Raw genomic sequence first — 13,479 nt, 5'->3', positions numbered from 1 at the left:
CCGTACGCTTCGCCGACGCCATCACCACCCTCACCAACCTCGACATCACCACCGCCCTCGAACTCGGCCCCGGCGGAACCCTCACCACCCTCATCGACACCCTCACCGCAATACCACTCACCCGCAAAAACCGACCCGAACACCACACCGCACTCACCGCCATCAGCACCATCCACACCCACGGCGGACACATCGACTGGACCACCCTCACCCCCCACACACCCACCACGCCCCTCCCGAAGACGGCCTTCGAGCACCAGCGCCTCTGGCTCGACTCCCGCAGCCCCGGAGACCTCTCGCAGGCGGGTCTGAGCGCCGTGGAGCACCCGGTGCTCGGCGCCGTACTCGACCTGCCCGAGACCGGCGGCACCGTACTGACCGGCCGTATCCCCGCTGAGCTGCTCACCGATGGCGTCCCTGCCGCTCTCCTCCTGGAGTTGGCGTTGCGGGGCGGTGACGCCGTGAGCCACCCCGTACTGGACTCGCTGGACGTCGACACCCTGCCTTCGGTCCCCGGAGACGGTGGCGCCCTGCAAGCCCAGGTCGTGATCGGCGCCGATACGGCCGGGCGGCGGAGCGTCACCGTCCACACCCGCCCCGAACACGGCGAGGCCAGGTGGTCCCGCCATGCGAGCGGCACCCTGACGACGGAGCCCCGCCCGATCCCTGCCCCACCGCCCGGCGAAACGGTGGCCGAGGTCGAGCTCCCCGATGAGGCCGACCCCACCGGATACGTCCTGCATCCCGCCCTGCTCGCCGCCGCGCTCGACGCGGTGGCCGAGGAAGGGCAGGTGCCCTGCGCCTGGCGCGGTGTGACGGTGCACGCGAGCGGCGCGACGGCCGTCGCGGTCCAGGTGGCACGCACGCCCGAGGGGCTGTCACTGGTCCTCACCGACCCCGTGGGCGCACCGGTGCTCACGGCGGAGTCCGTCCGTATCCGCGAGCCGCTCCCCGTGGAGCGGGGCACAGCACCGGGCGCCCCGGAGCCGTACCAGGTGGCATGGGTGCCACTCAGGCATGGTGCGAAGGTCCCGCCCGACTCGATCAGCGGGGACGGCCACGTCGATCTGCCGGACGTGCTGCCTCACCTCTCCGCGCGTACGAACGGTCCCGGCCACATCGAATCGCCGCCGTGGCTCGCCCTGCGAGTGACGGACGGCGGGGACGGGCCCGAGCCGGTACGGGCGCGGGAGGCCGTGCTGTCCACGCTCTCGGTACTACGCCAGTTCACGGCCCTCCCCGGCACCAGCCACACCCGTCTCGTCGTCCTCACCGAACGGGCGGACACCAACCCCGTGCTGGCGGCTGTCCACGGCCTGGTGCGCAGCGCGCAGACCGAGCATCCGGAACGGTTCCTCCTCGCCGATCTCGAAGGGGCCGACGGTGATCCGGTGCTCCTCCAGGGGGCGCTGGAGACCGCCGCCAGCGCAGGCGAATGGCAACTGACCGTACGGGACGGCCATTTGCTCGTTCCCCGGCTCGTCCGGGCCGCCGCGAGCACCCCACCGGACTGGGCCGCGCTGGGCACCGTCCTGATCACGGGCGGCACCGGCACCCTGGGCGCACTCGTCGCCCGACATCTCGTCACCCAGCACGGCGTCCGCGATCTGGTGCTGGTGTCCCGCCGGGGGCCGGAGGCGGAAGGCGCGGCCGAACTGTCCGCGGACCTCACCAACGCCGGCGCCGAGGTGTCCGTCGTGGCCTGTGACCTCGCGGACCGCGATCAGGTGGCCGCGCTCCTCGCTCGGACACCCGTGCGGGCGATCGTCCACACTGCGGGCGTGGTCGCCGACGGCACTCTCACCACGCTCGGCGCGGCCGACGTCGACGCGGTGTTCCGGCCCAAGGCCGACGCCGCCACCCATCTGGACGAACTCGCGGGCGAGCTGGATGCGTTCGTCCTCTTCTCCTCCGCCGCGGGAGTCCTCGGCAGCGCCGGACAGGCGAACTACTCCGCCGCCAATGCGTTCCTGGACGCGCTCGCCACTCGCCGTCGCTCGGCCGGTCGCCCAGCGGTCTCCCTCGCCTGGGGACTCTGGGCACCGCAGAGCGCCATGACCGCCCGACTCAGCGCCGTCGACACCCGGCGGCTGGCGCGGCTCGGTCTGTCCCGACTCGAACCGGAACGTGCCCTGGGTCTGTTCGACAGTGCCGCCGGTGCCAGCACCGCGGCCGTTGTCCCGGCCGGGTTCCAACTCTCCGCGCTCCGGGAACAGGCCCGCCAGGGCAGACTGCCCGCCCTGCTGAGGCAGCTCGTCGGCCCGGTCCGGCGAACCGCAGCGCGATCCGCCACCCCCGGCGAGGGGTTGCTGGCACAGCTCTCCGGAGTCGCTCCGCACCGTGGGCTCGCCACCCTCACCGAACTCGTCCAGCGCGAGGCAGCCGCGGCCCTCGGTCTGCGTACCGACATCGATCCCGGCCGGGCCTTCCGCGACACCGGGTTCGAGTCGCTCACCGCGGTCGAGCTGCGGAACCGGCTCGCCCGGGAGACCGGTCTCGCCCTCCCACCCACTGTCGTCTTCGACCATCCGAATCCGGCCGCGCTCGCCGCTCACCTGTTCTCCCTGCTGGCCGGCACGGACCCGGTCCGCGGCGCCGCGGGCGATCCTGCGGCGTCACGGGTCTCATCGCACCGTACGGACGACGCCACGGACCCGGTTGTGATCGTCGGTATGGGGCTGCGGCTACCCGGTCGCGTCACCGACCCCGAAGGGTTCTGGCAGCTCCTCCACGCGGGAGCCGACGCCGTGTCCGGCTTCCCCGCGGACCGGGGCTGGGAGCTGGAACGGCTCTACGATCCTGATCCGGAGGCGTCGGGGACGACGTACACCCGGCACGGCGGATTCCTCCACGACGCGGGCTTGTTCGACGCGGAGTTCTTCGGGATCTCACCGCGTGAGGCACTGGCGATGGACCCGCAACAGCGGCTGCTCCTGGAGACCTGCTGGGAAGCGTTGGAACGCGCCGGGATCGACCCCACCTCCCTGCGGGGGCAGCAGACCGGTGTCTTCGTCGGAGCCTCGGCGCAGGCGTACGGCGATGCGGCGGGCGGTGAATCGGACGGCTACCGAATGATCGGGAACGCATCGAGTGTGCTGTCCGGTCGGGTGTCGTACGTGCTGGGTGTGCAGGGGCCCGCGGTGACGGTGGACACGGCGTGTTCGTCGTCGTTGGTCGCCCTGCATCTGGCCGCCCAGGCGATCCGGTCAGGTGAGTGCTCCATGGCGCTCGCGGGCGGGGTGACCGTGATGGCGACACCCGATGTCTTTGTGGAGTTCTCCCGGCAGCGCGGGCTGTCGCCGGATGGCCGGTGTAAGCCGTTCGCCGAGGGCGCGGACGGTACGGGGTGGGCCGAGGGCGTGGGCGTGCTGGTGCTTCAGCGGCTCTCCGATGCCGTACGGGACGGTCGTGAAGTGTTGGCGGTGGTACGGGGGTCCGCTGTCAACCAGGACGGTGCGTCCAACGGCCTCACCGCACCCAACGGCCCCGCACAACAGAAGGTCATCCGTCAGGCCCTCGCCAACGCAGGACTCGTTCCGTCCGAGGTCGACGCGGTCGAGGCCCACGGCACCGGCACGGTCCTCGGCGACCCGATCGAGGCGCAGGCGCTACTCGCGACCTACGGTCAGGAACGTGAACTGCCGCTGTGGCTGGGCTCGGTGAAATCCAACCTCGGACACACTCAGGCCGCCGCGGGGGTCACCGGCGTCATCAAGATGCTGCTGGCCATGAGGCATGGTCTCCTCCCCCGCACCCTGCATGTGGATGAGCCGTCCCGGAAGGTCGACTGGGAGTCCGGTGCTCTGCGGCTGTTGACGGAGCCGGTGCCGTGGGAGGCGAATGGTCACCCGCGTCGGGCCGGTGTCTCCTCCTTCGGTGTCTCCGGGACGAATGCCCATCTCGTTCTTGAGGAGCCGCCGTTGTCGACGGCACCGGTCATTTCTGCTGTCGCCGGTGAGGTGGCGCTGGTGGTGTCCGGACGGAGCGCGGACGCGCTGGCGGCGCAGGCGGGCCGGCTCGCTGACCATCTGGAGACCGTCGATGGGTCGCTCACCGGGGTCGCCCGATCCTTGGTGACCGCCCGCGCGGTACGCGAACACCGCGCCGTCGTCTTCGCCAAGGACCCTGCCCACGCGGTCACCCGCCTGCGCGATCTCGCCACCGGATGCCCAACCCCCGACGTCCGCACCGGCACCACCGACCACCCCGGCAAATCCGTACTGGTCTTCCCCGGTCAGGGTGCGCAGTGGGCCGGGATGGGCCGCGAGCTGTGGGAGACGGAATCCGCTTTCGCCGCGCGGATGGAGGAGTGTGCCGCGGCGCTCGCCCCGCATGTGGAATGGTCCCTGCGCGATGTGGTCTTCGGTGAAAGCGGTGCCCCCGGGCTCGACCGGGTGGACGTCGTCCAGCCCGTGTCCTTCGTCGTGATGGTGTCACTCGCAGCACTGTGGAACACCTACGGCTTCCAACCCGACGCCGTCATCGGACACTCACAAGGCGAAATCGCCGCCGCCTGCGTAGCCGGCGCACTCACCCTCCACGACGCAGCCAAAATCGTCACACTACGCAGCCAGCTCATCGCCGAGCAGCTCTCCGGCAAGGGTGGCATGCTCTCCATCGCCCTGCCACCCGACGCCATCGACCTGCCCGAAGGGGTCGAGATCGCCGCCGTCAACGGCCCCCACGCGACCATCGTCGCCGGCGACACGACTGCCCTCGACGCACTCGAACACCACCACCGCACCCACGACACACGCGTCCGACGCATTTCTGTCGACTACGCCTCACACTCCGCTCATGTCGACACGATCGCACCGCGCCTCAACGAACTCCTCGCCGACATCTCCTCCCGTACACCCACCATCCCCTGGTACTCCACCGTCGACCTCCAATGGATCAACAGCCCCCTCGACCCCCACTACTGGACACGCAACCTCCGCAACCGCGTCCAGTTCGCCGACGCGGTAGCGAACCTCAGGGATCAAGGCTTTGGTCTGTTCGTCGAGTCCAGCGCCCACCCGACACTGACCGCCGCGATCAGTGACACCGCCGCGGACGCAGTGGCCCTGGGCTCCCTCCGACGCAATGACGGTGGCCGGGACCGGTTCCTGCGGTCGGCAGCGGAGGTCTTCGTCCACGGCGGCGCCATCGACTGGCCCTCCGTACTCCCCGAAGCCACCCCCGAACCCGTACCCCCCACCGTCTTCGAACGCCAGCGGTACTGGCTGACACCAGGCAAGGGCGATGTATCAGGCGTCGGCCAGGAAGCCGTAGCACACCCCGTACTCGGCGCCATGGTGGAGAACCCCGACACCGGCGGCATCACCCTGACGGGACGGATATCGGTCGGTCTGCAACCGTGGCTCGCAGACCACCAAGTCTCCGGCACCGTCCTGGTCCCCGGATCCGCACTGATCGAACTCGCCATCCAAGGCGGCGACCGGACCGGCACCCCCTTCCTCGAAGAACTCATCATCGAGACACCACTGACGCTGAACGGCGGAGATGCCCGCGCGCTGCTCGTGGTCGTCGGCGCCCTCGGGACCGAGGGGGGCCGGCCGGTGACCGTCCACTCCCGGGCCGAGACCGAGAGCGGGTGGACCCGGCACGCGACGGGCACCCTGACTTCGCTTCCCGCGCCGGGGGTTGCCGAGGATCCGGCTGGCTGGCCTCCGGTCGGCGCACAGCGAGTCTCCGAGCACGATTTCTACCCCGAACTCGCGCGTGCGGGCTATGAGTACGGGCCGGCCTTCCAAGGCGTCCGCACGATATGGCGGGACGGTCCGGAGTTCTTCGCCGAAGTCGAACTCCCTGATGGGCTCGATGCCGCCGGCTTCGCCCTCCACCCCGCCCTGCTCGACGCGGTCCTGCATCCGCTGGCCCTTTCCGTCGCCCGGGGTGACGGGCCCCTGGAGCTCCCCTTCGTATGGCGCCGGGTAGCCCTGTACCCGTCCGGGGAGCGGACCGTACGGGTCCGGCTGGCCTCGGGACCGGAGGGCGTCCGGGTGACCATCACCGACCCGGGCGGCGCGCTCGTCGCCACGGTGGACTCCTTGATCGCCCGCCCGGTCCCCCTCGGAGCCGAGGACATCTTCGAAGTGGACTGGATCCCCGCCGAGGTCGATCCGGCCGGGTCGACCCTGCCCGATATCGCGACCGTCGACGCCCCCCGCCCGGGATGGCTGGCGCTACGGGTCGACCCGGGAGCAGGCGACGACGCCCAGCGGGCCCGTGCCGCGGTCACCGGCGTGCTCTCCGCCATCCAGCGCCTCGTGACCGTGGACACCTGGCACGGGACCCGGCTGGTCATCGCGACCGCGGACACCGGGGACCCGGCCGCCGCCGCCGTTTGGGGCCTGGTCCGCTCCGCCCAGGCCGAACACCCCGGGCGCCTTCTGCTCGCCCGGGGAGAAGCGCTCACCGACCGCGCGGCCGATGCACTCGCGGCGGCCGGCGAGTGGGAGGTGGCGGTCCGGGACGGTCGGCTGCTGGTGCCCCGGCTGGCCCGGGTCGCCACCGACCAGGCGGCCGAGCAGATCGCCTTCGGGCCGACGGGGACCGTCGTGATCACCGGCGGCACCGGAACCCTCGGCGCGCTCACCGCCCGCCATCTCGTCTCCGAGCACGGCGTACGCCGTCTGGTACTCGCCTCCCGCCAGGGAGAGTCCGCGCCCGGTGCGGCATCTCTGCGGGACGATCTGACGACAGCGGGCGCCGATGTGAAGATCATCGCCTGTGACGTGGCCGATCCCGCGCAGGTGGGGGAGTTGGCGGCACACCTCGCCGGACCCCATGCCGTCGTCGTCCACACGGCCGGTGCTCTCGACGACGGGGTCGTGGAGAGCTTGGACGCCGGCCGGTTCGACCGCGTGTTCCGGCCCAAGGTGGATGCCGTCGGGCACCTGGACGCGCTCACCCGGGAGACGGGCGCCGCCCTGGTGCTGTTCTCGTCCGCGGCGGGGATCCTGGGCCACGCCGGGCAGGGGAACTACGCGGCGGCCAATGCCTTCCTCGACGCCGTGGCCGCCCGCAGGGCAGCGCAAGGACACCCCGTGCTCTCGCTCGCCTGGGGCCTGTGGGAGGAGTCGAGCGCCCTCACCGGCCATCTGACCGCGGATGACACCGGCCGGATGGCCCGGGACGGCATTGCTCCGATCGGCTCCGCGCAGGGAATGCGCATGTTGGACGCCGCCCTCGCCACCGGGCTCCCGGTCATCGCGCCCGTCGCCATCGACCGCCCCGCCCTGCGGGAGGCCGCACGGGACGGCCGACTGGCTCCGCTCTGGCGCGGACTCACCGGCCCGGTAGGCCCGCCGCCCCGCGAGATCGTACGGATCGGCCTGCCCGCCGATCTCGCCGCCCAGGACACCGAGCGTCAACTCGCCGCTCTCACCGGCCTGGTGCGACGCGAGGCCGCCGCCGTACTCGGTCGTACCGGCACCGGCGGCCTCGGTCCGGCCAAGGCGTTCCGTGAGGTGGGCTTCGACTCGCTCACCTCCGTCGAGCTCCGCAATCGGCTGGCGACCACCACCGGAGTGAGACTCCCCGTCACGGTGGTCTTCGACCACCCCAACGCCGCCGCTCTGGCCGCGCGCCTGCACACCGCGCTCTTCCCGCTCGACGAGCCGGACGAGCCAGCGGATTCAGCGGGACCGGAAGAAGAGCCCACTGCACCATCCACGCCAGACGCGCCCCAAGCGGCGTCGGACGACTCGGCCCGCATCGCGGAGATGGACGAGGAAGACCTGATCAGGCGCGCCCTGGGTGAGGTCGGCTGACCATGTCCGATGCCGTGCGGAACAACGGAGGAACCCCCATGAGCTCCCAGAACGACCGGCTGGTCGCGGCGCTCCGTGCCGCGCTCCTGGAACAGGAACGCCTCAAGCGGGAGAACGTCCGCCTCGCCGACCGCGCCGCCGAACCGGTCGCCATCGTGGGCATGGGGCTGCGGCTACCGGGCGGCATTCGGACCCCGGAGGAGTTCTGGGCGCTGCTGTCCGAAGGGCGGGACGCCGTAGGCGAGTTCCCGGCCGATCGGGGCTGGGATCTGGAGCGGCTCCACGACCCCGACCCGGGCGCCTTCGGCACATCCCGTACGCGGCACGGTGGATTCCTGGCCGACGCGGGGGCGTTCGACGCGGGGTTCTTCGGCATCTCGCCGCGTGAAGCACTGGCGATGGACCCGCAACAGCGGCTGCTCCTGGAAACCTCCTGGGAAGCGTTGGAACGCGCCGGAATCAACCCCGCCTCCTTGCGCGGCCGGGATGTCGGCGTCTTCACCGGGCTGATGTACCACGACTACGCCACGGGGGCGCGCCCCGACGGGTTGGAGGGATTCCTCGGCACCGGGAACGCGGGCAGTGTGGCGTCCGGGCGGCTCTCGTACGTCCTCGGTGTCGAGGGGCCCGCGGTGACCATCGACACGGCGTGTTCATCGTCGCTGGTCGCCCTCCATCTGGCCGCCCAGGCGATCCGGTCCGGTGAGTGCTCCATGGCATTGGCCGGAGGTGCCACGGTACTGGCGACGCCAGAGGTGTTCGTGGAGTTCTCCCGGCAGGGCGGGCTCTCAGTGGACGGTCGGTGCAAGTCGTTCGCCGAAGGTGCGGACGGTACGGGGTGGGCCGAGGGCGTCGGCGTTCTGGTGCTCCAACGCCTCTCCGATGCCGTACGGGACGGTCGTGACATCTTGGCGGTGGTACGGGGGTCCGCCGTCAACCAGGACGGCGCGTCCAACGGCCTCACCGCACCCAACGGCCCCGCGCAACAGAAAGTCATCCGCCAGGCCCTCGCCAACGCAGGACTCGCCCCGTCCGAAGTGGACGCGGTCGAAGCCCACGGCACCGGCACGGTCCTCGGCGACCCCATCGAAGCCCAGGCACTACTCGCCACCTACGGACAGCAACGAGAACGGCCTCTTCATCTCGGCTCGGTGAAATCCAACCTCGGACACACCCAGGCCGCCGCCGGAGTCACCGGCGTCATCAAGATGCTGCTGGCCATGAGACATGGTCTCCTCCCCCGCACGCTGCATGTGGATGAGCCGTCCCGCAAGGTCGACTGGATGGCGGGCGAGGTGCGACTCCTGACCGAGCCGGCCCCCTGGAAGCGTCACGGTCACCCCCGGCGAGCGGGAGTATCGTCCTTCGGCGTCTCCGGAACCAACGCCCATGTAGTCATCGAGGAACCGCCCGCTGGTGAGCCACTGCCGGCGGCCACGGCGGGCCGGCCTTCCGCCGACGGGATCCCGCTCGTCGTCTCCGCGCGTACCGCGAACGGACTCGCGGCCCAGGCGGCGGCCCTCGCCGACCATCTGACCGCGGCCGGGGGCGCCACGGCCGGAACCGCCCGTTCCCTGCTGTCGACGCGCGCGCTCTGGGAACACCGCGCGGTGGTACGTACACCTGATGCGTTGCCAGCCCTGCGGTCGTTGGCCGAGGGCCGTCCGGATCAGGGTGTGGTGGCGGGGGTGGCCCGGGACGCAGGCCGTTCGGTGCTGGTCTTTCCCGGTCAGGGTGCGCAGTGGGCCGGCATGGGCCGCGAGCTGTGGGACACGGAACCCGCCTTCGCCGCACGCATGGAAGAGTGTGCGGCAGCACTCGCCCCGCATGTGGAATGGTCCCTACGCGATGTCGTGTACGGGACAGCGGATGCCCCCGGGCTCGACCGGGTGGACGTCGTCCAGCCCGTGTCCTTCGCCGTGATGGTGTCACTCGCGTCACTGTGGGACACCTACGGCTTCCAACCCGACGCCGTCATCGGACACTCACAAGGCGAAATCGCCGCCGCCTGCGTAGCCGGCGCACTCACCCTCCACGACGCAGCCAAAATCGTCACACTGCGCAGCCAGGTCATCGCCGAGCAGCTCTCCGGCAAGGGTGGCATGCTCTCCATCGCCCTGGCACCCGACGCCATCGGCCTCCCCGAAGGGGTCGAGATCGCCGCCGTCAACGGCCCCCACGCGACCATCGTCGCCGGCGACACGACCGCCCTCGACGCACTCGAACACCACCACCGCACCCACGACACACGCGTCCGACGCATTTCTGTCGACTACGCCTCACACTCCGCTCATGTCGACACGATCGCACCGCGCCTCAACGAACTCCTCACCAACATCTCCTCCCGTACACCCACCATCCCCTGGTACTCCACCGTCGACCTCCAATGGATCAACAGCCCCCTCGACCCCCACTACTGGACACGCAACCTCCGCAACCGCGTACGGTTCACCGACGCGGTGGAAGAGCTGGCGGGGGACGGCTTCGGCGTGTTCGTCGAGTCCAGCGGTCACCCCGTACTCACCGCCGCCATCACCGAAACACTCGACAGCCTCGCCATCGAGGACGCCGTGGTGTGCGGGACGCTGCGTCGTGACGACGGCGGCCCCGACCGGTTCACCCGCTCCCTCACCGAACTCTTCGTCCACGGCGGGCCCGTCGACCTCCTGTCCACGCTGCCGGAGGCCCCACCCGAGGCGCTGCCCACCACTGCCTTCGACGGCCGGCACTACTGGCTGCTCCCCGAACGCGACGGAACCACGGACGACGAGGGCGCACAGGGCCGGACCGTCGACCCCGAGGAGGCCCGGTTCTGGGACGCGATCGACAGCGGCGACCTCGCCGCCCTCAACGACCGGCTGCGGCTCGCGGACCCCGCGCCGCTCGCCACCGTCGTACCCGCGCTGACCCGCTGGCGGAAGGACACCCGCGACCAGACCAGGGCACGGTCCTGGCGGTACGAGGTGGAGTGGGAGCGAATCCCCGGCGCCGCCGACCGGACCGCACCCACGGGCCGTTGGCTCCTTCTCCACCCCATGGGCGCGGACGAGGAGGGCCTGTCGGCGGAGCTGGCCGCGCGCGGCCTCGACATCACCACCGTCGGAGCCGACCCGGATCACCTCGCGGAGCCGCTCCGTGCGGCGGGCCCGACTGACGGTGTCCTGTGTGTGACGGGCGACGCCGGATATGTCCGGGCCGTGCTGCGGACCCTGCTCGCCGACGGCACCACCACGCGCGTATGGGCGGTGACCCGGGGTGCGGTGGCCACCGGGCCCTTCGACCCCGTCATCGACCCCGCCGCCGCCCAGATATGGGGCCTCGGCCGGGTCGCCGCACTCGAACATCCCGACCGTTGGGGCGGGCTGCTCGACCTGCCCCCGGCCCTCGATCCCGCACTCGCCGACCGTGTCCTGGCGGCGCTGACGGGTGCCGAGGACCAGGTGGCCGTACGGGACACGGGGCTCTTCGGCCGCCGCCTCGCGCCGGTGACCGCACCGGCGACGGGCGCGGGCTGGACACCGCGCGGCACCCTTCTGATCACCGGTGGGACGGGCGCGCTGGGCGCCCACGCCGCGCGCTGGGCCGCGGCCCGTGGCGCCGCGCACCTGGTGCTGGTCAGCCGCGGCGGCCCGGACGCCCCGGGCGTCGACGAACTCATCTCGGAGTTGAGCGGGGCAGCCGTCCGCGTCTCGGTCGTCGGCTGTGACCTGACCGACCGGGCGGCGGTGGCTCGGCTGTTGGAGAGCTATCCGCCGGACGCCGTCATCCACACGGCCGGCATCGCCGGTGACCTGGTCCCGCTGCTCGACCTCGACCCTGAAGCCTTTGCCGACGTCCTCGCAGCGAAGGTCACCGGCGCGGCACTGTTGGACGAACTGCTCCAGGACCGGCCCCTGGACGCGTTCGTCCTGTACTCGTCGATCGCCGGTGTGTGGGGTGCGGCGGGGCAGGGCGCGTACGCCGCCGCCAACGCCTACCTCGACGCACTGGCCTCCCACCGCCGTGCCCGCGGTCTGGCCGGAACCTCCATCGCCTGGGGCGCCTGGGCCGACGGAGGCATGGCCACGGCCGGTGACGCGGCGGAACACCTGCGCCGCCGCGCCATTCTCACGATGCCGCCCGCTCTCGCGCTCACCGCGCTCGACGATGTCCTCCGAGGGGGCACGGCGGACTCGGTGGTCACCCGGATGGACTGGGCGCGCTTCGCGCCGATGTTCACCGCCGGACGTCCCAGCCCCCTCCTCGGTTCCGTGCCCGAGGCCGCCGCCGCGCTGGCCGCGCAGCAGGAACCGGTCGCCGATCGATCCGCCCTGGTGGCCTCGCTCGCCGGACTCGACGTGATACGCCGGATGGAACTGCTCACCGACCTCGTCCGCACCGAGGCCGCGGCCGTGCTCGGCATGGACGACCCCACCGGGATCGGCACCGCGCAGGCATTCCGTGACGTCGGGTTCGACTCGCTGACCTCCGTCGAACTGCGCGCCCGGCTTCGGGCAGCGACCGGCGCGCGGCTCCCTGCGACCGTCGCGTTCGACCACCCCAACGCCACCGCACTCGCGCGCCGACTGCACACCGAACTCTTCCCCCACTCAGCGGATGAGCCCCGGTTCACGGCCTCGGCATCCGGCGCCGACGCCGATCCGATCGCTGTCGTCGGCATGGGGCTGCGGCTGCCCGGTGGCATCACCGACGCCGACGCCTTCTGGAAACTGCTGTCCGAAGAGCGGGATGTGGTCGCGGAGTTCCCAGCCGACCGGGGCTGGGACGTCGACGCCCTCCATGACTCCGATCCGGACGCCTCCGGTACGTCCGCCACACGGTACGGCGGCTTCCTGGCCGATGCGGGGTCGTTCGATGCGGGGTTCTTCGGGATCTCGCCGCGTGAAGCACTGGCGATGGACCCGCAACAGCGACTGTTGCTGGAGACCTCCTGGGAAGCGTTGGAACGCGCCGGGATCGATCCCACCTCCCTGCGGGGGCAGCAGACCGGTGTGTTCGTCGGAGCCTCGGCCCAGTGGTACGGCATGGATGCGCGGGACGACGGCACCGAGGGCTATCACCTCACCGGCACCTCCTCCAGTGTGCTGTCCGGGCGGCTCTCGTACGTCCTCGGTGTCGAGGGGCCCGCGGTGACCATCGATACAGCGTGTTCATCGTCGCTGGTTGCCCTCCATCTGGCCGCCCAGGCGATCCGGTCCGGTGAGTGCTCCATGGCATTGGCGGGCGGGGTGAGCGTGATGGCGACTCCCGATGTCTTTGTGGAGTTCTCCCGGCAGCGCGGGCTGTCGGTCGACGGTCGGTGCAAGTCGTTCGCCGAAGGTGCGGATGGTACGGGGTGGGCCGAGGGCGTGGGCGTGCTGGTGCTCCAACGCCTCTCCGATGCCGTACGGGACGGTCGTGACATCTTGGCGGTGGTACGGGGGTCCGCCGTCAACCAGGACGGTGCGTCCAACGGCCTCACCGCACCCAACGGCCCCGCACAACAGAAAGTCATCCGTCAGGCCCTCGCCAACGCAGGACTCGCCCCGTCCGAAGTGGACGCGGTCGAAGCCCACGGCACCGGCACGGTCCTCGGCGACCCCATCGAAGCCCAGGCACTACTCGCGACCTACGGTCAGGAACGTGAACTGCCGCTGTGGCTGGGCTCGGTGAAATCCAACCTCGGACACACCCAGGCCGCCGCCGGAGTCACCGGCGTCAT

At 71.3% G+C, this 13,479-nt stretch carries 2 protein-coding genes; both read left to right on the top strand.

Going from position 1 to position 13,479, the window contains the following annotated elements:
* Positions 1–7,778, top strand: a 7,778-nt coding sequence (locus tag ACH4S7_RS36415) for an SDR family NAD(P)-dependent oxidoreductase (RefSeq protein ID WP_398525725.1), incomplete at its 5' end; no start/stop codon positions are given.
* Positions 7,779–7,816: 38 nt separating this feature from the next.
* Positions 7,817–13,479 (top strand): type I polyketide synthase (locus ACH4S7_RS36410; protein WP_398525724.1); only part of this gene is annotated, 5,663 nt, incomplete at its 3' end.

The organism is Streptomyces sp. NPDC020965, from assembly GCF_044333555.1.
GTDB lineage: Bacteria > Actinomycetota > Actinomycetes > Streptomycetales > Streptomycetaceae > Streptomyces.
This window is presented reverse-complemented; position numbering and strand designations above follow the sequence as displayed.